The 24632-nt window shown below is 62.9% G+C and carries 22 protein-coding genes and 2 pseudogenes; 5 read left to right on the plus strand and 19 right to left on the minus strand.

The genetic code is table 11. The features are described 5' to 3' along the window. Positions 1 to 21: 21 nt before the first annotated feature. On the plus strand, positions 22 to 999 hold the full coding sequence (locus tag ACLEJU_RS24070) for an NADPH:quinone oxidoreductase family protein (protein ID WP_435423575.1): 978 nt from the start codon (positions 22 to 24) through the stop codon (positions 997 to 999). A gap of 112 nt (positions 1000 to 1111) precedes the next feature. Here ACLEJU_RS24070 and ACLEJU_RS24075 read toward each other — a convergent pair whose 3' ends face one another. From ACLEJU_RS24075 to trxA, 5 genes are all read right to left on the minus strand, one after another. After that, entirely contained in the window at positions 1112 to 1762 is a 651-nt protein-coding gene (locus ACLEJU_RS24075; RefSeq protein ID WP_435423574.1) for a gamma-glutamylcyclotransferase, read from the minus strand. Positions 1763 to 2006: 244 nt separating this feature from the next. Further along, positions 2007 to 2975, minus strand: a complete 969-nt coding sequence (locus tag ACLEJU_RS24080) for a CDP-6-deoxy-delta-3,4-glucoseen reductase (RefSeq protein WP_435423573.1) — start codon at positions 2973 to 2975, stop codon at positions 2007 to 2009. Next, positions 2975 to 4441, minus strand: a complete 1467-nt coding sequence (ubiD, locus tag ACLEJU_RS24085; protein WP_435423572.1) for a 4-hydroxy-3-polyprenylbenzoate decarboxylase — start codon at positions 4439 to 4441, stop codon at positions 2975 to 2977. Before ubiD ends, ACLEJU_RS24080 begins: the two co-directional genes overlap by 1 nt. A gap of 123 nt (positions 4442 to 4564) precedes the next feature. Then, positions 4565 to 5824, minus strand: coding sequence for a transcription termination factor Rho (gene rho / locus ACLEJU_RS24090; RefSeq protein WP_003253661.1), 1260 nt, complete (start codon positions 5822 to 5824; stop codon positions 4565 to 4567). 232 nt (positions 5825 to 6056) lie between these two features. Then, entirely contained in the window at positions 6057 to 6386 is a 330-nt protein-coding gene (gene trxA, locus ACLEJU_RS24095; protein WP_435423571.1) for a thioredoxin TrxA, read from the minus strand. Between the two features lie 242 nt (positions 6387 to 6628). On the opposite strand from trxA, the gene ppx reads away from it, so the two are divergent. After that, positions 6629 to 8131, plus strand: a complete 1503-nt coding sequence (gene ppx / locus ACLEJU_RS24100; RefSeq protein WP_435423570.1) for an exopolyphosphatase — start codon at positions 6629 to 6631, stop codon at positions 8129 to 8131. Here ppx and ppk1 read toward each other — a convergent pair. Next, positions 8118 to 10355, minus strand: coding sequence for a polyphosphate kinase 1 (gene ppk1, locus ACLEJU_RS24105; RefSeq protein WP_435423569.1), 2238 nt, complete (start codon positions 10353 to 10355; stop codon positions 8118 to 8120). The genes ppx and ppk1 overlap by 14 nt on opposite strands. A gap of 213 nt (positions 10356 to 10568) precedes the next feature. Between ppk1 and ACLEJU_RS24110 the strand changes: the two genes are divergently transcribed. After that, the gene (locus tag ACLEJU_RS24110; RefSeq protein WP_435423568.1) at positions 10569 to 11213 is read left to right on the plus strand and encodes a DedA family protein; all 645 of its coding nucleotides are present in this window, start codon (positions 10569 to 10571) and stop codon (positions 11211 to 11213) included. A gap of 501 nt (positions 11214 to 11714) precedes the next feature. On the opposite strand, the pseudogene ACLEJU_RS24115 reads toward ACLEJU_RS24110, so the two are convergent. After that, positions 11715 to 12341: pseudogene (locus ACLEJU_RS24115) on the minus strand (sterol desaturase family protein); the annotation flags it as partial. 113 nt (positions 12342 to 12454) lie between these two features. Here ACLEJU_RS24115 and elbB point away from each other — a divergent pair. Continuing rightward, positions 12455 to 13120, plus strand: a complete 666-nt coding sequence (gene elbB / locus ACLEJU_RS24120; protein ID WP_435423567.1) for an isoprenoid biosynthesis glyoxalase ElbB — start codon at positions 12455 to 12457, stop codon at positions 13118 to 13120. On the opposite strand, the gene ACLEJU_RS24125 is transcribed toward elbB, so the two are convergent. The 12 genes and pseudogenes from ACLEJU_RS24125 to ACLEJU_RS24180 all read right to left on the minus strand — a co-directional run bounded on the left by ACLEJU_RS24125 (position 13121) and on the right by ACLEJU_RS24180 (position 23792). Then, complete coding sequence (locus tag ACLEJU_RS24125) at positions 13121 to 13573, minus strand: YaiI/YqxD family protein (RefSeq protein WP_103446197.1); 453 nt, start codon at positions 13571 to 13573, stop codon at positions 13121 to 13123. Positions 13574 to 13698: 125 nt separating this feature from the next. Further along, the gene (locus ACLEJU_RS24130) at positions 13699 to 15642 is read right to left on the minus strand and encodes an FTR1 family protein (protein ID WP_435423566.1); all 1944 of its coding nucleotides are present in this window, start codon (positions 15640 to 15642) and stop codon (positions 13699 to 13701) included. A gap of 124 nt (positions 15643 to 15766) precedes the next feature. After that, complete coding sequence (locus ACLEJU_RS24135; RefSeq protein ID WP_435423565.1) at positions 15767 to 15982, minus strand: DUF3077 domain-containing protein; 216 nt, start codon at positions 15980 to 15982, stop codon at positions 15767 to 15769. Between the two features lie 52 nt (positions 15983 to 16034). Continuing rightward, positions 16035 to 16289, minus strand: a complete 255-nt coding sequence (locus ACLEJU_RS24140; RefSeq protein ID WP_435423564.1) for a hypothetical protein — start codon at positions 16287 to 16289, stop codon at positions 16035 to 16037. 387 nt (positions 16290 to 16676) lie between these two features. After that, entirely contained in the window at positions 16677 to 16961 is a 285-nt protein-coding gene (locus ACLEJU_RS24145; RefSeq protein ID WP_435423563.1) for a helix-turn-helix domain-containing protein, read from the minus strand. Between the two features lie 17 nt (positions 16962 to 16978). Beyond that, a pseudogene (locus ACLEJU_RS24150) lies at positions 16979 to 17305 on the minus strand (type II toxin-antitoxin system RelE/ParE family toxin). Between the two features lie 565 nt (positions 17306 to 17870). Beyond that, on the minus strand, positions 17871 to 19277 hold the full coding sequence (locus ACLEJU_RS24155; protein ID WP_435423562.1) for an efflux transporter outer membrane subunit: 1407 nt from the start codon (positions 19275 to 19277) through the stop codon (positions 17871 to 17873). After that, positions 19274 to 20149, minus strand: a complete 876-nt coding sequence (locus tag ACLEJU_RS24160) for an efflux RND transporter periplasmic adaptor subunit (protein WP_159412583.1) — start codon at positions 20147 to 20149, stop codon at positions 19274 to 19276. Before ACLEJU_RS24160 ends, ACLEJU_RS24155 begins: the two co-directional genes overlap by 4 nt. Then, positions 20146 to 20358 carry a DUF1656 domain-containing protein gene (locus ACLEJU_RS24165; protein WP_435423561.1) on the minus strand — a complete coding sequence of 71 codons (213 nt, stop codon included), beginning with the start codon at positions 20356 to 20358 and terminating at the stop codon, positions 20146 to 20148. The genes ACLEJU_RS24160 and ACLEJU_RS24165 overlap by 4 nt, the downstream gene beginning before the upstream one ends. Then, positions 20355 to 22442 (minus strand): FUSC family protein, encoded by a 2088-nt coding sequence (locus ACLEJU_RS24170; RefSeq protein WP_435423560.1) that lies wholly within the window; start codon positions 22440 to 22442, stop codon positions 20355 to 20357. Before ACLEJU_RS24170 ends, ACLEJU_RS24165 begins: the two co-directional genes overlap by 4 nt. Further along, the gene (locus ACLEJU_RS24175; protein WP_435423559.1) at positions 22439 to 22891 is read right to left on the minus strand and encodes a MarR family winged helix-turn-helix transcriptional regulator; all 453 of its coding nucleotides are present in this window, start codon (positions 22889 to 22891) and stop codon (positions 22439 to 22441) included. The genes ACLEJU_RS24170 and ACLEJU_RS24175 overlap by 4 nt, the downstream gene beginning before the upstream one ends. A 106-nt stretch (positions 22892 to 22997) precedes the next feature. Then, complete coding sequence (locus tag ACLEJU_RS24180; protein ID WP_435423558.1) at positions 22998 to 23792, minus strand: tetratricopeptide repeat protein; 795 nt, start codon at positions 23790 to 23792, stop codon at positions 22998 to 23000. A gap of 206 nt (positions 23793 to 23998) precedes the next feature. On the opposite strand from ACLEJU_RS24180, the gene ACLEJU_RS24185 reads away from it, so the two are divergent. Then, the gene (locus tag ACLEJU_RS24185) at positions 23999 to 24556 is read left to right on the plus strand and encodes a WYL domain-containing protein (RefSeq protein WP_435423557.1); all 558 of its coding nucleotides are present in this window, start codon (positions 23999 to 24001) and stop codon (positions 24554 to 24556) included. Positions 24557 to 24632 lie beyond the last annotated feature (76 nt).

Raw genomic sequence — 24632 nt, forward strand, 5'->3', positions numbered from 1 at the left:
ACACGCAAAGGAATAGTCCCGATGAAAGCTGTGTTGTGCAAAACCCTGGGTCCGGCTCGAGACCTGGCGCTGGAAGACGTGGCCAGCCCGGTGCCGAAGAAGAACGAGGTCCTGCTCGATGTGCAGGCTGCCGGGGTCAATTTCCCCGACACGCTCATCATCGAAGGCAAATACCAGTTCCAGCCCCCGCTACCATTCTCGCCAGGTGGCGAGGCCGCCGGCGTGGTCGCTGCGGTCGGCGAACGGGCCGGCACCTTCAAGGTGGGCGACCGGGTGATGGCCCTGACCGGCTGGGGAGCGTTCGCCGAGCAGGTGGCGGTGCCCTTCTACAACGTGATGCCAATACCAGAGCACATGGATTTTGCCACCGCAGCCGCGTTCGGCATGACCTATGGCACCTCGATGCATGCACTCAAGCAGCGCGGCCAACTGCAACCTGGCGAAACCCTTTTGGTACTCGGTGCATCCGGTGGGGTGGGCCTGGCAGCTGTGGAAATTGGCAAGGCCATGGGCGCAAGAGTGATCGCCGCAGCCAGCAGCTCCGAGAAGCTCGCCGTTGCCAAGGCTGCCGGGGCTGACGAACTGATCGACTACAGCCAGGCGAGCCTCAAGGAAGAGATCAAGCGCCTGACCGGTGGCCAGGGCGTGGATGTGATCTACGACCCGGTGGGCGGGGAGCTGTTCGACCAGGCAGTGCGCGGGTTGGCGTGGCGGGGCCGGCTGCTGGTGGTGGGGTTTGCCAGCGGGACGATTCCGCAGATGGCGGCGAACCTGGTGCTGCTCAAGGGTGCGGCGGTACTTGGGGTGTTCTGGGGGGCATTTGCCCAGCGCCAACCTGAGGACAATGCGGCGAACTTCCGGCAATTGTTTGCCTGGCATGCCGAGGGCAAGCTGAAGCCGTTGGTGTCGAAGACTTATCCACTGGCTGAAACTGGGGCTGCCATTGAAGCGCTGGGGCAGCGGCGGGCTGTGGGTAAGTTGGTGGTGCTGGCCAGGTAAAGCATGCCTGGCCTCTTCGCGGGCGTGCCCGCTCCCAAAGGTTCACCACAGGTTCGAAGAACAAGGTATCCCTGTGGGAGCGGGCGTGCCCGCGAAGGGGCCGGTAGCTTTATTAAACCTCGCGCAGGTTATGGCAGCGCCTGAAACGGGCTTCGAGGTTACGATCGGGCATCTGATGGGTACGCAGCGCATTCAAAGTCTGCTCGACATAATCCCGCGTGGTGCCGTAGCGCCCCTTGGCACTGGCCAGAATCTGGCTCAGCAACGTATCCGACAGGTTGCCTGCATAACACGGCAGGTGCCGCTCCAGCACGAACCCCAAGGCCTGCACCTTGCTGCCATCACCCAACCGGCAGCTGAGCCAGTGCGGCCTATAGGCCGGATAAGGCATCTCCCGCTGCCACAGGGCCATCAGCGAGGCGTCGAGGTTGCTTTCATCGAGGCGATAGGCAAAACCACTGCAGGAGCCGCCGCGATCAAGGCCGAACACCAGGCCCGGCGTTTCCGGGGTACCCCGGTGCTCGTGGGACCACAGGTACAACCCGCGGTGATAACCATGAACTCGCGCCCGTTGGCGCTCCACCGAATTACATTCCGGGCGCCAGATTAACGAGCCATAGGCAAACAACCAGACAGGGCCACCTTCATGGCGAGACATGGTCATTTGCATGGAATTGAGCAATTGCTCACGGGTCAGTTGCTGACCGAAGTCGAGCGTCGGAGGATATGCAACTTCCCAGGACAAACTTTCAAGTGCCGACATAAGCTGCCGCCATTATTCCCTGTTTACTACGCATAAAGCGGGAGGCGCTGATGACGCGGCCTGCGCGGCCGCGACGGGCGCTTGCTGTAACCATAGGATAGAAATGCGCCAATACTCAAGTCCCATGAACAGAGTTTCATGCACAGTTCCGACGACTGGGAAGTATTGTTTCGATGGCCGCGAAAGTTAATGGCCAAGGCGGTAACAATGACCGCCTTATACCCACTAGTTCAAACTTCGGTTATTAACCGCGTGGTGCGTAGGCAAACACGTCGGCACGCATGCGGTGGGCGTCCATGCCGGCCTCGACCAGAGCGTCCAGGGTGGCGTAGACCATGTTCGGCGAGCCGCTGGCATACACATGAACGGTATTGAGGTCTTCCACGTCCTCGCACACCGCTTCATGCAGCATGCCGCAACGCCCTTCCCAGCCACACAGGTCACTGACCACCTTGTGCAGGAACAAATTGGGCAAGCGCTGCCATTCAGCCCAGTGCTCGATGCTGTAGAAGTCCTCCGGGCGACGGACACCCCAGTACAGGTGCACCGGGTGCTTGAAGCCCTGGGCGCGGCAATGTTCGACCAGGCTGTGCATCTGGCCCATGCCGGTGCCAGCAGCAATCAGCACCAGCGGCCCGTCGGGCAACTCGGCCAGGTGGGTATCGCCGAACGGCATTTCGATACGCGCCACGCGGTCACGCTGCAGCTGCGCCAGCAACTGCAGCGCGCTGGCTTCACGGCCCAGCACATGCAGTTCGAGGTCCCGCCCGGAATGCGGCGCAGAGGCCAGCGAGAAGGCCGCCGGCTTGCCACCTTCACGCTCGATCATCAAGTACTGCCCGGCATGGTAACGCGGCGGCTTGCCGGCCGGCGCGCGCAGGCGCACGCGCCAGACGTCGCCACCGACTTCGACGCATTCGCTCACGCTGCACGCCAGCTTGCGCACTGGCAGCTCACCCAAGGCAAGCACACCATCCCAGAGCAACACACAGTCCTCCAGCGGTTCGGCAATGCAGGTAAACAACTCGCCATGGTCACGGACAATCCCGTCCTGACGCACACTCCCCTCGACCAACAACGCGGCGCAGACATGGCAATTGCCATTGCGGCAGCTGTTCGGGCAGTCATAGCCCAGCCGCCGCGCTCCATCCAGGATCCGTTCCCCGGGTTCGAGCGCCAGCACCGCCCCGGACGGCTGCAACGTTACCTGCATCAATCTATTCCCAACTGATCCCACAGCTCATCGATACGGCGGGTGACGGCCTCGTCCTTGACGATGACCCGGCCCCATTCGCGTGTAGTCTCGCCCGGCCACTTGTGCGTGGCGTCCAGGCCCATCTTCGACCCCAGCCCCGATACCGGCGACGCGAAGTCCAGGTAGTCGATCGGCGTATTGTCGATCATCACCGTATCACGCTTGGGGTCCATGCGCGTGGTGATGGCCCAGATCACATCGTTCCAGTCGCGGGCGTTGATATCGTCGTCGGTGACAATAACGAATTTGGTGTACATGAACTGTCGCAGGAACGACCACACACCCAGCATCACGCGCTTGGCGTGGCCAGGGTACTGCTTTTTCATGGTCACCACCGCCATGCGGTACGAGCAGCCTTCCGGCGGGAGGTAGAAGTCGACGATTTCCGGGAACTGCTTCTGCAGGATCGGCACGAATACTTCGTTCAGCGCCACACCCAGAATCGCCGGCTCATCCGGCGGCCGGCCAGTGTAGGTGCTGTGGTAGATCGGTTTTTGCCGGTGGGTGATGCGCTCGACGGTGAACACCGGGAAGCTGTCCACTTCGTTGTAATAGCCGGTGTGGTCGCCATACGGGCCTTCCGGGGCCATTTCGCCCGGGTAAATAACGCCTTCGAGGATGATCTCGGCGGTGGCTGGTACCTGCAGGTTGCTGCCACGGCACTTGACCAGCTCGGTGCGGTTGCCGCGCAGCAGGCCGGCGAAGGCGTATTCGGAAAGAGTGTCCGGCACAGGTGTCACGGCGCCAAGGATGGTGGCCGGGTCAGCGCCCAGGGCCACGGCGACCGGGAACGGCTGGCCCGGGTTCTTCTCGCACCACTCGCGATAGTCCAGGGCGCCGCCACGATGGCTCAGCCAGCGCATGATCACCTTGTTGCGGCCGATCACCTGCTGCCGGTAGATGCCCAGGTTCTGGCGGTCCTTGTTCGGCCCACGGGTCACGGTCAGGCCCCAGGTGATCAGCGGCGCCACGTCGCCTGGCCAGCAGTGCTGGATCGGCAGCTGGCCGAGGTCGACATCGTCACCCTCGATAACCACTTCCTGGCACACCGCGTCCTTGACCACCTTCGGCGCCATCGACACGACCTTCTTGAAGATCGGAAGCTTGGACCAGGCGTCCTTCAGGCCTTTCGGCGGCTCCGGCTCCTTGAGGAAAGCCAGCAGCTTGCCGATCTCGCGCAGTTCGTCGACCGACTCGGCACCCATGCCCATGGCCACGCGCTCTGGCGTGCCGAACAGGTTGCCCAGTACAGGGATGTCGAAGCCGGTGGGCTTTTCGAACAACAAAGCCGGGCCTTTGGCGCGCAGGGTGCGGTCGCAGACCTCGGTCATTTCCAGGACAGGGGAAATCGGAACCTGGATGCGCTTGAGTTCACCGCGCTGCTCCAGGCCACGGATGAAGTCGCGCAAATCGCGATACTGCATGCATGAGCCTCGTGTTGGCCGTATCGGTCGGGGTGCAGAGTGTAGCGCCGATAGGGCCGCAATAGCCAAAGTACAGATAGCAAAAAGCCGGGTTTCCCCGGCTTTTCGCGTGGTACGACGATCTTACTTGCGCTTCATCGACAGGAAGAACTCGTCGTTGGTCTTGGTCTGCTTGAGCTTGTCGACCAGGAACTCGATGGCGGCGATCTCGTCCATCGGGTGCAGCAGCTTGCGCAGGATCCACATGCGCTGCAGTTCGTCGTCGGCGGTCAGCAGCTCTTCGCGGCGAGTACCGGAACGGTTGATGTTGATGGCCGGGAACACACGCTTTTCAGCAATGCGACGGTCCAGGGGGAGTTCCATGTTGCCGGTACCCTTGAACTCTTCGTAGATCACTTCGTCCATCTTCGAGCCGGTTTCGACCAGCGCGGTGGCGATGATGGTCAGCGAACCGCCTTCCTCGATGTTACGCGCGGCACCGAAGAAGCGCTTCGGCTTCTCCAGGGCGTGGGCATCGACACCACCGGTCAGCACCTTGCCGGAGCTCGGGATAACGGTGTTGTAGGCACGTGCCAGACGGGTGATGGAATCCAGCAGGATGACCACGTCCTTCTTGTGCTCGACCAGGCGCTTGGCCTTCTCGATGACCATTTCGGCAACCTGCACGTGGCGGGTTGGCGGCTCGTCGAAGGTCGAGGCGACGACTTCGCCGCGCACGGTGCGCTGCATTTCGGTCACTTCTTCCGGGCGCTCGTCGATCAGCAGGACGATCAGGTGGCACTCGGGGTTGTTACGGGTAATGTTCGCCGCGATGTTCTGCAGCATGATGGTCTTACCGGCTTTCGGCGGAGCGACGATCAGGCCACGCTGGCCTTTGCCAATCGGAGCGCACAGGTCGATGACGCGACCGGTGAGGTCTTCGGTGGAGCCGTTACCGGCTTCCATCTTCAGGCGCTTGTTCGGGAACAGCGGCGTCAGGTTTTCGAACAGGATCTTGTTCTTCGCGTTTTCTGGACGGTCGAAGTTGATGGTGTCGACCTTCAGCAGGGCGAAGTAACGCTCCCCTTCCTTCGGTGGGCGGATCTTGCCGACGATGGTGTCGCCAGTACGCAGGTTGAAACGGCGGATCTGGCTTGGCGAGACGTAGATGTCGTCGGGGCCGGCCAAATAGGACGCATCAGCCGAACGCAGGAAACCGAAACCATCCTGGAGAATCTCCAGCACGCCGTCACCCGAGATCTCTTCGCCGCTTTTCGCGTGCTTCTTCAGCAGGGCGAAAATCACGTCCTGTTTGCGCGAACGGGCCATGTTTTCGATGCCCATCTGTTCGGCCATTTCCAAAAGATCGGTAATCGGCTTTTGCTTGAGTTCAGTCAGGTTCATAAGGGGAGTGACGTAATCATGTAAGAAGGGAGAATTAAGCTGTGGCTTAATGAGGCCGCGCCGCTAGATGGCGACAGGATCGCGTACTGATTCGAATTAGGGATGCTTCGGCGACGGCGTGCAGAGGGCACTGGAGAAGCAGTGCGAGGCCGAATGTAACACTTGCTTTTTTCTGCGTCTAGTGCTCTGAAAAAGAAAAAACCCCGCATTTGCGGGGTTTTTTCACATCACATCACAGGCTGGCGTCGAGGAACGCCTTCAACTGCGACTTCGACAAGGCGCCGACCTTGGTGGCTTCGACGTTGCCGTTCTTGAACAGCATCAGGGTCGGGATGCCACGCACGCCATGCTTGGCCGGGGTTTCCTGGTTATTGTCGATGTTCAGCTTGGCGATGGTCACCTTGCCTTCGTATTCAGAGGCGATGTCGTCCAGAACCGGAGCGATCATCTTGCATGGACCGCACCATTCAGCCCAGTAGTCGACCAGCACCGGGCCTTGAGCCTGCAGGACTTCGGCTTCGAAGGTGGCGTCGGTGACGTGTTTGATCAGATCGCTGCTCATGGATATCTCCAGGGTCGTAAGCAAAAAAACGTGGCCCATGATAGCGGCACCCAGGCCCTACAGGAAGTCACGGACGATTGAGTGTAACTATAGTTGTGCAAGACGCCGCGAATCGAAACTGTCACACAAGTGTCATAGCATGGAATGGCACATTGCCTTGCATCAAGGCCCGGTGCGGTGCGCGTTGGCGTCAGCCAAGGATCGTGGCACGATTGCCGGGTTACCGACCGAGAACACACAGAATGCCGCATACCTCCGCGAAGAACCTGTCCCTGATCGCCGCCATCGACCTGGGCTCCAACAGCTTCCACATGGTCGTGGCCAAGGCGCACCACACCGAAATCCGCATTCTCGAGCGGCTCGGCGAAAAGGTTCAGCTGGCCGCCGGCATCGACGAAGAGCGCAAGCTCAGCGAAGAAGCCATGGAGCGAGGCCTGGAATGCCTCAAGCGTTTTGCCCAACTGATCAACGGCATGCCGGCAGGCTCCGTACGCATCGTCGGCACCAACGCCCTGCGCGAAGCGCGCAACCGCAACGAATTCATCCAGCGTGCCGAAGCCATTCTCGGGCATCCGGTGGAGGTCATCTCCGGCCGTGAAGAGGCGCGCCTGATCTACCTCGGCGTCTCCCATACCCTGGCCGACACCCCCGGCAAACGCCTGGTCGCCGACATCGGCGGCGGCAGTACCGAGTTCATCATCGGCCAGCGCTTCGAGCCGCTACTACGGGAAAGCCTGCAAATGGGCTGCGTGAGCTTCACCCAGCGCTACTTCCGCGACGGCAAGATCACCCCGGCGCGCTACGCCCAGGCCTACACCGCCGCACGCCTGGAGCTGATGAGCATCGAAAACGCCCTGCATCGCCTGACCTGGGACGAGGCGATCGGCTCGTCCGGCACCATCCGCGCCATCGGCGCCGCGATCAAAGCCGGCGGCCTGGGCAACGGCGAGGTCAATGCCGAGGGCCTGGCCTGGGTCAAGCGCAAGCTTTTCAAACTGGGCGAGGTGGACAAGATCGACTTCGACGGCGTCAAACCCGACCGGCGCACCATTTTTCCGGCCGGCCTGGCGATTCTCGAGGCCATCTTCGACGCCCTTGAATTGCAGCGCATGGACCACTGCGACGGTGCCCTGCGCGAAGGCGTGCTGTTCGACTTGCTCGGCCGCCATCACCACGAGGATGTGCGTGAGCGCACCTTGAATTCGCTGATGGAGCGGTATCACGTCGACCAAGGCCAGGCGGCTCGCGTCGAGCGCAAGGCACTGAGCGCCTTCGACCAAGTGGCCAATGCATGGAAGCTTGAAGATGGGAACTGGCGCGATCTGCTGGGCTGGGCAGCGAAAATTCATGAAATCGGCTTGGATATCGCTCACTATCACTACCACAAGCATGGTGCCTACCTGATCGAGCACTCCGACCTGGCCGGCTTCTCCCGCGACGAGCAGCTGATGATGGCCCTGCTGGTGCGCGGCCATCGCCGCAACATTCCCAAGGACAAGTTCACCGAGTTCGGCGACGAAGCCGTACAGCTGATTCGCCTGTGCGTGCTGCTGCGCTTCGCCATCCTGTTCCACCACATCCGTGGCACCCAGCAGATGCCCAAGGTTGAGCTGCAGGCCGGCGAAAACAGCCTCGAGGTAGTGTTCCCTGAAGGCTGGCTGGAACAGAACCAGCTGACCCAGGCCGACTTCGCCAACGAGGCGGAGTGGCTGGCCCGGGTCGGCTTCGTCCTCAGCGTACGTTGAGGAGCGGGTTGCTCAGGCGCTCCAGCAGGGTCGCCTGGGCACTGCGCGGGTTCTGGTTGCCGGTCGGGCTGCTGCGCACGTAGCGCCCGTCGGGCTGCAAAGTCCAGGCGTGGGTGTTGTCGGTCAGGTAGCCTTCCAGCTCTTTCTTCACCCGCAGCAACAGCTTCTTGCCCTCTACCGGGAAGCAAGTCTCGACGCGCTTGTCGAGATTGCGTTCCATCCAGTCGGCGCTGGACAGGTAAATCTGCTCTTCGCCGCCGTTGAGGAAGTAGAACACGCGCGTGTGCTCAAGGAAGCGGCCGATGATCGAGCGCACCTGGATGTTGTGCGAAACCCCCGGAATGCCTGGGCGCAGGCAGCACATGCCGCGTACCACCAGGTCGATCTTCACACCCGACTGGCTGGCCTTGTACAGCGCCTTGATGACCTTGGCGTCGGTCAGCGAGTTGAACTTGGCGATGATGTGCGCGGGCTTGCCTTCCAGGGCGAACTGGGTCTCCCGGGCGATCATGTCGAGCATGCCCTTCTTCAGGGTGAACGGCGCGTGCAGCAGCTTCTTCATGCGCAGGGTCTTGCCCATGCCGATCAGCTGGCTGAACAGCTTGCCGACGTCCTCGGTGAGGGCGTCGTCAGAGGTCAGCAGGCTGTAGTCGGTGTACAGGCGGGCGTTGCCGGCGTGGTAGTTACCGGTACCCAGGTGCGCATAGCGCACGATCTCGCCCTGCTCGCGGCGCAGGATCAGCATCATCTTGGCGTGGGTCTTGAAGCCGACCACGCCGTAGATCACCACCGCACCGGCCGCCTGCAGGCGGCTGGCCATCTGCAGGTTGGACTCTTCGTCGAAGCGCGCGCGCAGTTCGATCACTGCGGTGACCTCCTTGCCGTTACGCGCCGCATCCACCAGGGCGTCGACGATCTCCGAGTTGGCCCCGGAACGGTACAGGGTCTGGCGCACGGCGAGCACGTGCGGGTCCTTGGCGGCCTGGCGCAGCAGGTCGATCACCGGGGTGAAGGACTCGAACGGGTGCATCAGCAGGATGTCCTGCTTGCCGATCACGCTGAAGATGTTGTCGGCGTTCTGCAGCAGCTTGGGGATGGCCGGGGTGAACGGCGTGTACTGCAGCTCCGGGTGGCTGTCGAGGCCGGTGATGCTGAACAGACGGGTCAGGTTGACCGGGCCGTTGACCTGGTAGAGCTCGCTCTCGCTCAGGCTGAACTGCTTGAGCAGGTAGTCCGACAGGTGTTTCGGGCAGGTGTCGGCCACTTCCAGGCGCACGGCATCGCCGTAGCGGCGCGAGAACAGCTCACCGCGCAGGGCGCGAGCCAGGTCGTCGACTTCTTCGGAATCCAGCGCCAGGTCGGCGTTACGGGTCAGGCGGAACTGGTAGCAACCCTTGACCTTCATGCCCTGGAACAGGTCATCGGCGTGGGCATGAATCATCGACGACAGGAAGACGTAGTTGTCGCCTGGGCCACCGACGTCTTCCGGCACGCGAATCACGCGTGGCAGCAGGCGTGGTGCCGGGATGATCGCCAAACCGGAATCGCGGCCGAAGGCGTCGACACCTTCGAGCTCGACGATAAAGTTCAGGCTCTTGTTCACCAGCAACGGGAACGGGTGGGTCGGGTCGAGGCCGATCGGGGTGATGATCGGTGCGATCTCGTCGCGGAAGAAGCGGCGCACCCAGGTCTTGAGCTTCGGCGTCCAGTAGCGGCGACGAATGAAACGGATGGCGTGCTTTTCCAGCTCCGGCAGCAGCACGTCGTTGAGGATCGCGTACTGGCGCTCCACCTCGAAGTGCACCAGCTCGCTGATGCGCGCCAGCGCCTGATGCGGCTGCAGGCCGTCGGCCCCGGCCAGCTCGCGGGCGAAGTTGATCTGTTTCTTCAGGCCGGCAACGCGGATCTCGAAGAACTCGTCGAGGTTGCTGGAGAAGATCAGCAGGAATTTAAGGCGTTCGAGCAGCGGGTACGATTCGTCCAGCGCCTGTTCCAGCACGCGGATGTTGAATTGCAGCTGCGAAAGTTCGCGATGAATGTACAGGCTGCTGTCGTCCAGGCTCGGGACGGCGATGGCCGGCGTCGGCGCAGGGGCCGGGGCCGGGGCGGCGGCCTCGACCATCGGTTCCACGACCTCGGGCAGGTCTGGCGGGGTCTGAACCATCTCTTCGGGGACGGCCTGGGCATCCTTGATCGCGACAGGGGTTAGCACTTCATTATTCATCTGACGTTCCTGAGGACGTTAACGCCCTATGATCAATTGAGCGGCAAGATAAGCCCCCATTATGACGGCTGCGTTACAGCTTCGCGCAAGCCGCGACTTAAGGCTGCCGGTATTGTCCGTGTAGGAATTGTTCACGTCGAGACACATTTGGACACTTTCACGAATGCGCGCGAAGGGGTAGGCTGCGCGTTCATTTCGCCAGCACCTCAGAAAATGCTCCAACAATTCCTGCAGGATTTCGGCTACTTTGCCCTTTTTCTAGGCACCTTCTTCGAAGGCGAGACCATTCTGGTACTTGCGGGATTCCTTGCGTTCCGCGAATACATGGACATCAAGCTGGTGGTCCTGGTGGCCTTCTGCGGCAGCTACGCCGGCGACCAGCTTTGGTACTTCATGGGCCGGCGGCACGGACGCAAGATCCTCGCACGCAAGCCGCGCTGGCAGGCAATGGGCGACCGGGCACTAGAGCATATCCGCCGCCACCCGGACATCTGGGTGCTGAGTTTTCGCTTCGTCTACGGCCTGCGCACGGTGATGCCGATAGCCATCGGCCTGTCCGGCTACTCGCCACGCCGATACCTCCTGCTCAACGGCATCGGCGCTGCCGTATGGGCCCTGGCACTGGGCCTGGCGGCCTATCATTTCGGTGCCATCCTCGAAGGCATGCTGGGCAGCATCAAGAAGTACGAGCTATGGGTGCTCGGCGGCCTGTTGCTGCTGGGCGGCCTGCTCTGGCTGCGCCGGCGCTTCCGTACCATCCGTGCCGAGCGCCGCGCGGCGGCAGATGAGCAGCCCGCCAGCACTGAGCAGCAGGTATCCGCCGAGAAGCAACCAGAACACGGGCACGACCAACGCTAAGCCCAACGTGCCGGCCAGGTACAGCGCCGGCACCAGCGTCAGCAGGCGCGCCAGCTCCAGGTGCACCGCCCACGGCCGCTTTTCCAGGGCCGCTCCCAGCACGAACAAGCCGAACGCCATCAGCGACCAGCCCAGCACCAGTGCTGCGGCTGGCACGCGCTCGGCCACGTCCATCAGATAACTGCCCAGCGCGATGTAGACGGCGAATTGCGCTGCCACGTACACCTGCCAACCCCGGCCCAGGGCAATCTCGAACTTGCAGAACATCGCCAGGTTCTGTTTCGCCTGTGGATAAGCTGCCGCGACATCAGCCGGGCGCCAGCCGGTAGGCATGAACCAGATGCGCAGCTTGTCCTTCCAGCTGCGGGTGCGACGGGCATCGCTGTACAGCTGGGCGTAGAACTGCAGGTTGGCCCACAGCGGGTTCCAGCTGGCCAAGGGCGTGGTCACGCCGAACACCACCGGCTCGGCCGGGTCCTCCTCCTTGAACGTGCCGAACAGACGGTCCCAGAGAATGAACACGCCGCCGTAGTTGCGATCCAAGTAGGCAGGATTTTGCGCATGGTGGACGCGATGGTTCGACGGCGTGATCAGCACCCATTCAAGCCAGCCGAGCTTGGGGATGTGCCGGGTGTGCACCCAGAACTGGTACAGCAGGTTCAGCGAGGCCACGGTGATGAACACCACGGGGGGCACGCCTACCAGCGCCAGCGGCAAGTAGAAGATCCACGAGAAGATGAAACCGCTGCTGGTCTGACGCAATGCGGTGGTGAGGTTGTACTCCTCGCTCTGGTGATGCACCGAATGCGCCGCCCACAACACGTTGCGCTCATGGCCCAGGCGGTGCAGCCAGTAGTAGCACAGGTCGTACAGCACGAAGGCCAGCAGCCAGACCCACAGGGCGTTCTGCGGCAGGCGCAGCAGCGCCAGGTGTTCCCAGGCCAGCGCATAGGTCAGCAGCCCTACCCCTTTGGTCAGCAGACCAGTGCTGGTGGACAACGCGCCGGTGCTGAGGCTGTTGATCGAATCGGCCAGGGTGAAGTTGCGCTGGCCGCGCAAGCGGTCGGCAATCAGCTCCACGGCAATCAGCACGAAGAAAAACGGCACGGCCAGCAGAATCAGGTCCATGGGCAACGCTCGGTAAGGTTATCCACAGAGATTAGGATGCGCCTGCCGTAATCCCTATGGCCACATCTGCCAAACTAGAGGACATTTAGCGCCTCGAAAATGGAGTAATGAGCATGACCAAGAAAGTAGCGGTGATTCTTTCCGGCTGTGGCGTCTACGATGGCGCGGAAATCCACGAAAGCGTGATCACCCTGCTGCGCCTCGACCAGCGCGGCGCACAGGTGCAGTGCTTTGCGCCGAACATCGCGCAGATGCATGTCATCAACCACCTGACCGGCGAGGAAATGCCCGAGTCGCGCAATGTGCTGACCGAATCGGCGCGCATCGCCCGTGGCGAAGTGAAGGACATCCGTGAGGCCAAGGCTGAAGACTTCGATGCCCTGATCGTGCCAGGCGGTTTCGGCGCGGCGAAGAACCTGTCCAACTTTGCCGTGGAAGGTACCGGCTGCACGGTCAACCCGGATGTACTCGCACTAGCCGAAGCGTTCGCCGATGCCTGCAAGCCAGTCGGGCTGATCTGCATCTCACCCGCTCTGGCGGCGAAGATCTATGGGCCAGGCGTGATCTGCACCATCGGCAACGACGCGGATACTGCGGCGGCCGTGGAGAAAATGGGTGGCAAGCATGAAGAGTGCGATGTGCATGACATCGTCGAAGACACCCAGCGCAAGCTGGTGACCACCCCGGCCTACATGGTGGCCAAGTCGATCAGTGAAGCCGCCAGCGGCATCTACAAGCTGGTAGACCGGGTGCTGGAGCTGACCCACGAAGAGGCGTGATCAGCCCTTGCTCAGGCGGGTCAGGATCCGATCCAGGGCATTGGCGAACGCCTGCTTCTCACGCTCGCCATAGGGCGCCTGCCCGCCTCCGACCTGGCCCTGCTCACGCAGCTCGGTGAACAGGTTGCGCACCGCCAGGCGCTCGCCCATGTTGCGTTCGTCGAACTCGCGGCCACGCGGGTCCAGGGCCGCTACGCCCTTCTTGATCAGGCGGTCGGCCAGCGGTACGTCGCTGCAGATCACCAGCTCGCCGGGCACGGCGTGCTCGACCAGGTAATCGTCGGCCGCGTCCATGCCGCTGGGCACCACGATCAGGCGGACGATCGCGAAGGCCGGCTTGGCCACGGCCTGGCCGGCCACCATCACCACTTCGAGCTGGCGCTTGAGGGCGAATTTGACGATCAGGTCCTTGGCTGCCTTGGGGCAGGCGTCGGCGTCGATCCAGATGCGCATTGCATTTTCCTCGAGAAAGCTGGGAGGACTTTGCCCTCCTTTCGCGACACAAGGCCGCTCCTACAGGGAACGCGATCGTCTGTAGGAGCGGCCTTGTGTCGCGATGGGCCGCGCAGCGGCCCCAATCAGTTAGCTGTAGCCCGGCGCTTGTCGGCCAGGCGGCTACGCCCATACAACACCAGAATCGCCAGCAAAGCCACCGCCTGCGCACTCAGCGAGTACACATCGGGGTGAATCCCCAGCCAGTCGAATTCGAAGAACGCCACCGGCCGCGTGCCCAGCACGCCTGCCTCCTGCAGCGCCTTCACGCCGTGCCCGGCGAACACCACCGACAGGGCGCACAGCAGCCCGGCGTTGATGCTGAAGAACAGCGACAGCGGCAGCTTCGCCGAACCGCGCAAGATTACCCATGCCAGCCCCACCAGCAGCACCAGCGCTGTGGCACCGCCGGCCAGCACTGCCTGGTGGCCAGCGGGGCCAGCCTGCAGCCACAGGGTTTCGTAGAACAGGATCACTTCGAACAGCTCGCGGTACACCGAGAAGAACGCCAGCACGGCAAAGCCGAAGCGCCCGCCGCCACTGACCAGGCTGCTCTTGATGTAATCCTGCCAGGCGGCGGCGTGACGGCGGTCGTGCATCCATACGCCCAGCCACAGCACCATGACGCTGGCGAACAAGGCTGTGCTGCCTTCCAGCAGCTCACGCTGGGCACCACCAACATCGATCACATAGGCCGCCACGGCCCAGGTGGCAAAGCCTGCAACCAGCGCCAGGCCCCAGCCGATGTTGACGCTGCGCATGGCCGATTGCTGCCCGGTGTTGCGAAGGAAGGCCAGGATCGCGGCCAGAACCAGAATAGCCTCGAGGCCTTCACGCAGCAGGATGAGCAGGCCGGAGATGTAACTCAGCGACCAGCTCAGGCCATCGCTGCCCAGCAGCTTGGCGGCCTGATCGAGCTTGGTTTTCGCTTCGCTCAGACGTTGTTCGGCCTGGGCGACCGGCAGGCCGTCCTGCAGCGACTGACGATAGGCCATCAGGGCCTTTTCGGTGCTTTTGCGCGCCTCTGTATCGATGTTGTCCAGCGAGCTCTCGACCAGTTCGAAGCCTTCCAGATAAGCCGCCACCGACAAGTCATAGGCTTGGTCGTGGTCGCCTGCACGGTAAGCCGCCAGGCTCTTGTCGAGGGTGCTTGCGGTGTAATCGAGCAATTGCGACGGGCCGCGCTTGACCTGCGGCGGCTGGGCGCGCTGGGCACGGAACGCCTCGACCGCGGCAGCGCCTTCAGTGGCAGCGACTTCGGCCGGGGTCTGGCGGGCCAGGTCGGCGATGTTCCAGGTCTTCTCGCCCTTGGCCGCTTCAGGCTTGGCAGTGAAGCTGGCGATGTAGGCGGCCACGTCCCAACGCTGGCGCTCGTCGAGCTGGTCGGCGAAGGACGGCATTTCGGTGCCGTCGATGCCCAGGGCCAAGGTGTTGTAGAGGTCGAACAGGCTCAATTGATCGAGACGTGCGGTATCGCGCAGGTTGGCCGGTGCTGGCTCCAGGCCCACACCTGCCGGGCCGTCGCCTGCGCCAGTATCACCGTGGCAGATCGAGCAGTTCTGCGCATACAGCGAGGCGCCTCGGGCCGGGTCCGGAGTAATGACCGGAGCCTGGCTGACCTCGTAGGCCACCGCCAGGCGGGCACCCAGCTGGCGGGCCTGCTTGGCCACTGAGGCACCGTCCTGGCGCTGGTCGATGGCTTGGCGCAGCGCCTGCACACCTTGCTCAAGCCCGGCTTGCTCGGCGTTCGCCGGCAGGCCTTTGATCAGGTCGGCAAGCACCGTACTGAATTCCCGCTGTTCAAGGTATTCACCATCATCGATGACCTTGCCGTTTTCCACGGTAGGCGGGTAGTCGGCACCAATGTAATCCAGCAGATGCAAGGCCTTGGCGGCCTCGGCAGGCGCTTCGGCCTGCGCCAGGGTGATGCACAGCGCCAGCACCGGGCCGAGCACTACGGCCGGTAACCAGGCGAGCAGACAGGAACGGGTTTTCATGGCCAATCTCGGAGGGAATGCGAAAGAGAACATTGTTCACTTCCACTTTGCTTCGCTCAAGCGTTGTCAGTGGATTTCATGAAAAATCTTGAGACAAATCAGATGAAGTGGGTCGTCACAGCAATGGGGCTGCCATGCAGTCCCATGTTCTCGAGGTTTATTGAAGAACCTTGTTCAGGCCCAGCTCCATATCGTCGATCAGCGCCTTGGCCATTTCACTGAGAATCCGCGCCGCACTGCCGGCCATGCGGTCATTCTCCATTTCTGCTTCGGTGGTGAGGTGGCGGATGCAGCCGAGCAACACTGATAGCTGCGAGAAGGCATGGTCAAAGGGCACGTCGGGCTTGAGGCTGAAAAGGTCGAAGGTCTGCACGCCTGCGGTTACTGCGTCTTGTGGACAAGTGCTCAGCCTGTCGCTCCTTGCTTTAGATGGGGAGGTCCGAGTGTTCGGCCAGGGCCGATACCACTCGGCACAGCAGACGGCTGTTCATGGCCATGGCGTCACGCTGCGGGCCTGGCTCGCTGTCCAGCAAGACGCCGTAGGTTTGCTGCACGGTGAGGGTCAAGGCGCGCATCAGCGCATCGCATTGCTCGATGCCGGGTGGCGTGATGAGCGAGAAGCCGGGGATGTCGAGTTGGGGGATAGAGGTAGGAGGTGGGTCGGGGACTAGCTTTTTCATGGCTGAACTCCTGTACTTGGAAATGTCCTGCCTTCCTCCTCGTCTCACGGATTTGGGTGGCAGCCGTGCACGGGGTGAGACCCGGGGTACAGGAGACCCGGCCAGGCAAAAGCCTGCCCGCGCACGACCGCCATAAGCGATGCGCCCTGTACCAAACGGGTGTCTCACGCCCGATCACCTTGCGAGGCGACCCAGGGACAGTAGTCCGGGAGCACTTCCCAGCCAAGACAGCACCTTCCGACAGGCGCCGTAGGATAATTCGACATGAAATCAGAACTGAAGCATTTGGTTTCAGGTTCGGAAATGTCTGACAGCGCACGTGCCTTTGCCCAGCGCTAAAAATTCGGGCCAGTGCAAGGCCAGCCCGAGCTGAATCACTTGTCCAAACTACGCTGCCTTCCCTTTCACTGTGAAATCTACTTCCAAGTCAGCATTGGCTAGCAGGTTCACCAAGGCATCCAGCGAAAATTTATCAATCTTGCCATTGAGCAGCTCGCTCAAGCGCGGTTGAGTCACCCGCAACCGCTTTGCTGCATCCTTTTGCGGTAGATCCCAAGCCCGCACAGCCCTGGTCAATTCGCGCATTAACTTGGAACGCAGCCGGAGGTTCTCGGCTTCTTCAGGCGAGTCAACCAACGCGTCCCAAACCGAGGTAGATCTCTCATGTGCCATCGTTGAATCCTTCTGTTTTAACCCAGCGACCTGAACCGAGCTCTTGCCAGGTCGATGTCGCGTTTCTCAGTCTTCTCAGTAGTCTTGCGAAATGCATGCAGGACGTAGATGGCTTCAGGACTGCTAATCACAAAAAAAACGCGAAAAGCCCCGTCTTTGCACTTGATGCGTATTTCCCGCACGCCTTGTCATACCGCTTCCACTGGCTTCCAGTCCGCAGGCTCCTCGCCCGCTTGAATCAAATCCAGCTGATACCCAGCTCGCTGCCTGGCTACCAGCGGAAAGCTGCGTAGGTCATCCTTACTGCTGCCCACCCACTCGATGGGTTTCTCATCAACCCGCATGTCAAATGCCCCTTTGCCGTCTATCCAGACGCTAGATGTGCTCGCAATTCATCACTCGCCCTGACCAAGGCACTGAGTCACGTTGCTCCATCCCATCTGTCTCGAAAGGCTTGGCTGAACATGCAGGAAGCTGCAGGTCAAAAATATATCGATATCGATATAAACTCAAGCCAGGGAACTGCACCCAGGCCAATAATTACGGCACCAGAAGTGAACAGGGGGATGAATTTCGGAGGGTCAATGCGCCTGGAAAAGGGTCCCGAGGACAGTATTTCTTGGAGACTTCCCAGCCAAGACAGGACCTTCCGACAGGTGCCGTAGGATAATTCGACATGAAATCAGAACTGAAGCATTTGGTTTCAGATTCGGAAATGTCTGACAGCAAGGGACTTCATTGGATTCAGGAGGTGCCTGCCGGGAGATAGGGTGAGGGCTGACAGGGGCCCGCCGACAGGTTTGCAGCGCCTATGAGATCGAGCGCCGCGCGGGCGGCGCTCGGTCTCACAGGCGCTGAATGCGTCAAGGCGGGCACCTGTCAGCGATCACCCAATCTCAAGCCAATACCTCACTGCTTCCACCCCCCACCCAATGCCAGGAACACGCCAATCTGCCCCAACGCCACCTGGCTGTTGGCCGCCGCCAATTGCGCCCGCACATCGGTATAGGTCCGCGTCGCCTGCAAGTCGGCGAGGAACGACTCACGCCCCGCCTGGTAATACCGGTGCGTCTGGTCCGCCGCTTCCTTCGCCGACTTCTCCGCCTCAGCCAGCGCATCACGCCGGTCCAACAGGGCGCTGTATTGGGCCAGACGGGTCTGGGTCTCGCGGATGGCGTTCAGCACCACGCCGTCGAAATGCGCCAAGGCAGCCTGGGTCGAGGCTTCTGCCATGCGAATTCGCGCACGGGTCCCGTTGGTCGGGATGCTCCAGCTGATCTGCGGACCAAAGCCCCAGCGGTTGGTCGACGGATCGCCGAGGTCTTCGAGGATACCGATGGTGCCGACCTGGGCACCGATGCTGATATCCGGGTACAGCGCCCCCGTAGCCACGCCAATCTCGGCGGTGGCCGCCGCCAGCTGGCGCTCGGCCTGGCGCACATCAGGGCGGCGCTTGAGCAGGGCCGCGCCATCACCCACCGGCACCAACTGGTTGAGGTGCGGCAGCTCGGCGCAATCGGCGGTACCGGCGGGTAACTTATCCACAGGCACGGCCAGCAGCGCCGCCAGGGTGTACATGCCCGTTTCGCGCTCGGCCTTGAAGCGCGGCAGTTCGGCGCGCAACGACTTGAACTGGGTCTGCGAGCGGGTGACCTGGGTTTCGTCGCCACGGCCGGCGTCGCGCAGGCGCTGGTTGAGCTTTACGCTCTGCTCCTGCAAGTCGAGCGACTCGCGGGCGATGTGGAATTCCTCGTTGGCCGAGCACACCTGGGTGTAAGCCTTGACCACGTCGGCCACCAGGGTGATGCGTGCGGTGTCGGCAGCGGCCTGCACCGCATCGGCGTTGGCCCTGGCGGCCTCGGTGCCGCGCTTGAAGGTGCCCCACAGGTCGAACTGGTACGAGGCACTGATGATCGCCTCGCCGATGTTGGCCACCGGTACCTTCTCCGGCAGCAGGAAAGCCTGGCCAGACTCCTGCAGGCGCTGGACGCCGGCCTTGATACCGCCATTGAAGCCGCCTTGAGACTCGGCCACTTCGACCTGGGCACGGGCCTTGGCGATGTTGGCCGCAGCCACGCGCAGCTCGGTGTTGGCACTCAGCGCCTGGCGCACCAGCTCGTTGAGGCGTTGATCCTGATACAGCTGCCACCAGTCCTCGGGCACCGGCGCCGACACCACGCTGTCGGCATCCTGGCGCAGCGGGCCGTTGAGGTCGCTGCGTTGCACCGCCGCGTCCTTTGGCACTTGGTAATCGGGGCCGACCATCATGCAGGCCCCCAGCGACAGGCAGAACCCTGCCAGCATCAGCTGTTTCATGGGCGCTGGCCCTCGAGGATCGACACGGTGGCCGTGCGCCCGGCGATCATGCGGAAGTCTTCCGGCACTTCGTCGAAGGCGATGCGCACCGGAATGCGCTGGGCCAGGCGCACCCAGCTGAACGCCGGGTTGACGTTGGGCAGCAGGTTGGCACCGCTGACGCGATCACGGTCTTCGATGCCGGCGGCGAAGCTCTGCACATGGCCGCGCAGGCGGGTGTTGTCGCCCATCACGCGGATGTCCACGGCGTCGCCGATGTGGATGCCACCGAGCTTGGTTTCCTCGAAGTAGCCATCGACGTGGTACGAGGCACTGTCGACCACCGACAGCACCGGGCGGCCAGCGCTGACGAATTCATGGTCTCGCGGAGCGCGGTCGTTGAGGTAGCCATCTACCGGGCTGCGTACCACCGAGCGGTCGAGGTTGAGCTGGGCAGTGTCGACCGCCACCTGGGCCTCGCTGACCGCCGACCGGGCGCGGGCCTCGCGAGACTGGCTCTCTTCCAGTTGCTCGGCCGCCACCAGGTTGCCGAGCTTGCGGTTACGCTGCGCTTCGCGGGACGCCTGGGCCAGGGTTTCCTGGCGCTCACCGAGGGTCGCCTTGGCTTGGCGCAGGGCCAGGGTAAAGCGGTCCTGGTCGATGGTGAACAGCACATCGCCGCGTTTGACGGTCTGGTTGTCGCGCACCTCGACCTTCTGGATCAGGCCGGACACGTCGGGGGCAATCTGGATCACGTCGGCGCGGATGTGCCCGTCGCGGGTCCAGGGGGCGAACATGTAGTACACCACCATCTGCCACACGAGCACGGCGGCGAAGGTCACTACCAGCAAGGTCAGGACCACACGGCCCAGGGTCAGCAAAGGTTTTTTCATGGCAGCATCAGGCTTCGGCAAAAGTGGTCGACCGCACCCAGCAGCAGGGCATACAGGGCAACGTTGAACAGCGCCCGGTGCCAGACCAGGCGGTAGAAATGCAGGCGCACCAGCACCGCGTGCACCCCCAGGAACAGCAGGTAGGTGCCAAACATCATCACCAGCAGCGTGGGCAGGAACACCCCGCTGATATCCAGTTCACCGATCACAGGGGCGCTCCGTCGAGGCCGGGGGGCAGTTGCGGTTGTTCGGCAGGCTCGAGCATCACCTCGACACCTGGCAGCAAGGCCAGGCGCAGGCCTGCCAGGGCATGCAGCAGATGAGTGCGGGCATCGCCGCGCTCGTACAGTTCATCCAGGTTCAGCGCCAGGCGCGCACGCTCCATGTTGCGCAGCAGCGCGGCCGGGGCATGCAGGCGCTCGCCAGCACGCAGGCAGGCGGCGTAATGCGCGCCGACTTCCTCGATTACCGTGCCCAGGCGCTCGCGGGCCTGCTGGCCGGCGCGAGGCATGTAGGCCAGCAGGTCGAGCAGGTTCAACCCCACGCGCAGGTCGCGCAGCGCCACGCCGCTGTCCTGGCCGGTCTGCGACAGCCGCGGCAGGTGCTGCATGAGACGGTCGAGCATCTGCACACCGACCTGGCGATGCTCGGCCAGGGTCGCCGGCTCGGTCATTTCGACGATGTCGCGCCAGACGAAGCGGGTCATGCGCTTGGCCGCCAGTTCCACGCCGAACGGGCGCAACACCAAGGTCCAGATGAAGGCGAACAGCAGGCCCACGGGGCCGGCCAGGTTGGAGTTGAGGAAGGTAAAGAAGTCAGCGTCGTAGGCACCCTGGATACTGATGAACGTCGAGGTGTTGACGATGGTCAGCAAAGTGCCGAGGTAGAAGCGCGGCTGCACGGTCAGGGTGCCGACACAGATGAACGGGATCGCAAAGGCCAGCACCAGCATCGGGAAGTCGTGCAGGTTGGGCAGCACCAGGAACAGGTACAGGCTGGAGAAGATCACCGACATCAGGGTCCAGAAGAAGAACCGGTAGATCTGCGGCGCCGGGTCGTCCATGGCGGCGAAGAAGCTGCACGATACGGCGGCAAGGATCACCGCACTGGCGCCGTCGTTCCAGCCCAGGCCGATCCACAGGCCGCAGGCGACGACGATCGCCAGCACCGTGGAGACCACCGAGTAGAGCATCAGGCCACGGTCGAAAAACGCTGTCAGCCGGCCCAGGCGCCAGTGGCGGTATACCGCGCGCCAGGGCTTGGGGTCGTCGGTGCGCAGGGCGTGCTGCAAGGAGCAGCAGTCCTGCCACAGATCGGCCCACTCGGTCAGGCGGTAAAGGGCATTGGACAGCAGCAACTCGGCACGCTGGTCGAGGGCGGCGGCGCCGGGCTGCAGGCGGTCGATCTGCTCGTGCAGGGCGGTCCAGCGGGCGATGGAGGCACTGTCGGCGGTACCTTTGAGCCATTCGCGGGCGGCATCCAGCACCGGCTGGATCTGCGCGTAATGGGCCGGGGCGCGGCCTTCGAGGGCGACCAGGGCGTCGTCGAGGGCGTCGATCACCGGTAGCAGATGAATCATTCGTCCGCGCAGCTCGCGGGCGTTCTTCAAGGTATGCGGGCCGGCACCTTCATGGCCGAGCTGGCCGATCATCAGCTCCAGTGAGTTGAAGGTGGTGACCATCGCCCCGCGCATGCCACCGACCTGGTCGGCGCTGGCTTCACGGGCGAGGTAGGTGTCGCTGTAGCGGATCGCCTCGGTGAACCAGTTCCCGGTGGCGCCCACTACCACCGGGGCCAGCCGGCGTGGCCAAAAGATCGCACCGACCACTGCCGCACAGACGATCCCCAGGCAGATTTCCTGGGCCCGGGAGGACGCCACGTCGAACACCGCCAGCGGGTTGTCGACCACCGCCAGGGCAATCATCGGCAAGGTGTAGCCCGCCAGCATCAGCACATAGTTGTTCGCCGTGCGCAGGTTCAGCGAGAGGAACAGCAAGGTGCCAGTCCACAGGGCGATGGCGATGCTCAGCAGCAACGGTGACTGCACCAGCGGCGGCACGAAGAAGATCGCCCCGGCGGCACCGAGCAGCGTACCCACGGCGCGATACACCGCCTTGGAGCTGGTAGGGCCGACGAAGGGGCTGGAGACGATGTACACCGTGGCCATCGCCCAATACGGGCGCGGCAACTGCAGCAGCAGTGCGATGTAAAGGGCGATCATCGATGCGGCGAAGGTGCGCACACCGTAGAACCAGTCGCGTGCCGGCGGCACCGAGCTGAAGAAACCGTTCATGTCACCCCGCCTGCAGTACCCAAACCAGCGGCTTCGAAGGCACGCAACACGCGTAGCGCGGCCTGCAGGTCGGCCTCGTCGATGCCTCGCAGCACATCATGCCGTACGCGCACCAGCTCAGCTTCGATGGTTTCGGCCAAAACGCGACCTTCGGCGGTCAGGCTCAAGGCCTTGGCACGGCGGTCCAGTGGATCTTCGCTGCGACAGACCAGGCCTGCCCTGCACAACTGATCCAGCAGGCGCACCAGCGATGGACTTTCCAGACCGGCAGCCTGGGCCACGGCCACCTGATGCACGCCGTCGCCCAGGCGCACGATCATCAGCAACGGCGCGGCGCAAGCCTCGGAAATACCGTAGCCGATAACGGCGTTGTGGCAGATGCGTCGCCAGTGGCGAGCGGCAACCACCATGCCGCTGCTGACTTGCAGGCGCAGGGAGTCAATGGACATGTAGAGAACCAAGGATATTCATAGTTTGCTAACTATCAATATACGCCTGTGCCTCCCCCTCTCGTCAACCGTGGGCGACGGGGGGCCTTGATGAATTCTTGTTCATTCAGGGCTGAATCTGGTCTTCCAGTTTCATGGTCAGGGCCAAGTTGCTGCCCATCTGCAGCGCACGGTCACGCCAGTCCTGGTAACGCGCGTCATCCCGGCTGCTGAAATGCACCGCCAACTCCTCTGCCGCCTGCATCACTCCGGTTGCCGCTGCCAGTTCCAGCCAATACAGCGCGGCCTTGATGTCCGCGTCCACGTACAGGCCATGCAGCAAGCGGTAGCCCACTTCGAAGCGGCAACGCGCCTCGCCCCGCTCGGCGCCGCGCAAGAACCATTGGTAAGCCTGGCCCGGGTCCACCTGCCAGCCCAGCGCGGCATCGCAGACTTCCTCTTCGTAGAGGTCGCCCAGCGCGGCAGCCGCATGCAGCATGCCCCGCTCGAAGGCTTGGCGATAACATTCCTCGGCCTGGGCATAGGAGGTTTCGACACCCTTGCCGAAGTAGTGCTGCTGCCCCAGGTTGAACCACGCCGCCGCATTGCCCTGTAGCGCCGCCATGCGCAGCAGGTGGCCGGCCAGCGCGGTGTCGGCCCGCCAGTACTTGCCATTGAGCCAGATCCAGCCGAGGTCATTGAGGGCCGACACATTGCCGGCCAGTGCCTGCTGGCGCAGGTCGGTGTACACCGCCTGCAGGTCGTGGGCCTCGTCCAGCCGGTTGACCAGCAGCGCGCGCTGGCTGGGCTGCCCTACCCCGGCAAACAGCCGCTGTCGCCTGCCGGCGGGTGTCGGTGGGCAAATGACCTGCTCAGGCAGAAGACGGGCGAGCAGCGAATGGATATTGCTGACAGCAGACATGTTCATCCTCATTGAACGACCCACAGGCCCGACCGCGGCTGTGATGAGGCGTGATTCTGCGCGACGTCACGTCAAAACCTGTCGCGAACGATTCGGGGCAAGGCAACCAATTGCACATTCCTGGATCTGAGCGAGTTATGGCTAATTGCCATGACCCGCTCGAGCCGCCATCCTGTTGCGGCAAGCCTAGACAAGGACGTTACCTTTTGCCGTTCGCCACCACCCGCGCCACCCTCAGCCGTCAGTGGGCGCTGCTGCGCCAGTTACCCAGCCGTTCACCAGGTATTACCAGCGCCGAACTGGTGTGGCGCCTGCGCGATGTGGGCTTCAACATCAGCAAACGTACGGTGGAGCGGGACCTTAATGAGTTGTCGCTGATCTTTCCACTGGATCGTAATGACAAGAGCATTCCGTTTGGCTGGCATTGGTCGGCGAATGTGGCTGGCGAGTTGCGGGGGAATTTCGACCTGCAGGGATATTTGCGGGGTGATTCGCTTCAGCCGGCGCAGGGTGAAGGGATCGAGATGCAGGCCTGGGTCAGCGACCCATTGGCCCGGCAGCTGCGCGAGGCGCCGTTGAGCGTGGACATGCAACTGACGGCCCTGGACCAGGGGCATCGGCTGCGGGCCACGGTGGAAGATGGCGGGCCATTGCGCTGGTGGGTGCTGAGCCAGGGGGAGGCGGTGGTGATCGAGCAGCCCGGAGCGTTGCGCGATGAGATTGCCAAGACCTTGAGCAATGCGGCAGCACAGTACATGAGTTAGTTGCCTGGGGGGGGGGGGGGGGGGGGGGGGGGGGGGGGGGGGGGGGGGGGGGGGGGGGGGGGGGGGGGGGGGGGGG

Origin of the sequence: Pseudomonas sp. SMN11, from assembly GCF_052041945.1 — a bacterium.
Classification (GTDB): domain Bacteria; phylum Pseudomonadota; class Gammaproteobacteria; order Pseudomonadales; family Pseudomonadaceae; genus Aquipseudomonas.

Bases quoted from the DNA above. Each gene is read 5' to 3' on its own strand.
- ACLEJU_RS24070 (WP_435423575.1), top strand. From the start codon at position 22: ATGAAAGCTGTGTTGTGCAAAACCCTGGGTCCGGCTCGAGACCTGGCG.
- ACLEJU_RS24075 (WP_435423574.1), bottom strand. From the start codon at position 1,762: ATGTCGGCACTTGAAAGTTTGTCCTGGGAAGTTGCATATCCTCCGACG.
- ACLEJU_RS24080 (WP_435423573.1), bottom strand. From the start codon at position 2,975: ATGCAGGTAACGTTGCAGCCGTCCGGGGCGGTGCTGGCGCTCGAACCC.
- ubiD (WP_435423572.1), bottom strand. From the start codon at position 4,441: ATGCAGTATCGCGATTTGCGCGACTTCATCCGTGGCCTGGAGCAGCGC.
- rho (WP_003253661.1), bottom strand. From the start codon at position 5,824: ATGAACCTGACTGAACTCAAGCAAAAGCCGATTACCGATCTTTTGGAA.
- trxA (WP_435423571.1), bottom strand. From the start codon at position 6,386: ATGAGCAGCGATCTGATCAAACACGTCACCGACGCCACCTTCGAAGCC.
- ppx (WP_435423570.1), top strand. From the start codon at position 6,629: ATGCCGCATACCTCCGCGAAGAACCTGTCCCTGATCGCCGCCATCGAC.
- ppk1 (WP_435423569.1), bottom strand. From the start codon at position 10,355: ATGAATAATGAAGTGCTAACCCCTGTCGCGATCAAGGATGCCCAGGCC.
- ACLEJU_RS24110 (WP_435423568.1), top strand. From the start codon at position 10,569: ATGCTCCAACAATTCCTGCAGGATTTCGGCTACTTTGCCCTTTTTCTA.
- elbB (WP_435423567.1), top strand. From the start codon at position 12,455: ATGACCAAGAAAGTAGCGGTGATTCTTTCCGGCTGTGGCGTCTACGAT.
- ACLEJU_RS24125 (WP_103446197.1), bottom strand. From the start codon at position 13,573: ATGCGCATCTGGATCGACGCCGACGCCTGCCCCAAGGCAGCCAAGGAC.
- ACLEJU_RS24130 (WP_435423566.1), bottom strand. From the start codon at position 15,642: ATGTTCTCTTTCGCATTCCCTCCGAGATTGGCCATGAAAACCCGTTCC.
- ACLEJU_RS24140 (WP_435423564.1), bottom strand. From the start codon at position 16,289: ATGAAAAAGCTAGTCCCCGACCCACCTCCTACCTCTATCCCCCAACTC.
- ACLEJU_RS24145 (WP_435423563.1), bottom strand. From the start codon at position 16,961: ATGGCACATGAGAGATCTACCTCGGTTTGGGACGCGTTGGTTGACTCG.
- ACLEJU_RS24155 (WP_435423562.1), bottom strand. From the start codon at position 19,277: ATGAAACAGCTGATGCTGGCAGGGTTCTGCCTGTCGCTGGGGGCCTGC.
- ACLEJU_RS24160 (WP_159412583.1), bottom strand. From the start codon at position 20,149: ATGAAAAAACCTTTGCTGACCCTGGGCCGTGTGGTCCTGACCTTGCTG.
- ACLEJU_RS24170 (WP_435423560.1), bottom strand. From the start codon at position 22,442: ATGAACGGTTTCTTCAGCTCGGTGCCGCCGGCACGCGACTGGTTCTAC.
- ACLEJU_RS24175 (WP_435423559.1), bottom strand. From the start codon at position 22,891: ATGTCCATTGACTCCCTGCGCCTGCAAGTCAGCAGCGGCATGGTGGTT.
- ACLEJU_RS24180 (WP_435423558.1), bottom strand. From the start codon at position 23,792: ATGTCTGCTGTCAGCAATATCCATTCGCTGCTCGCCCGTCTTCTGCCT.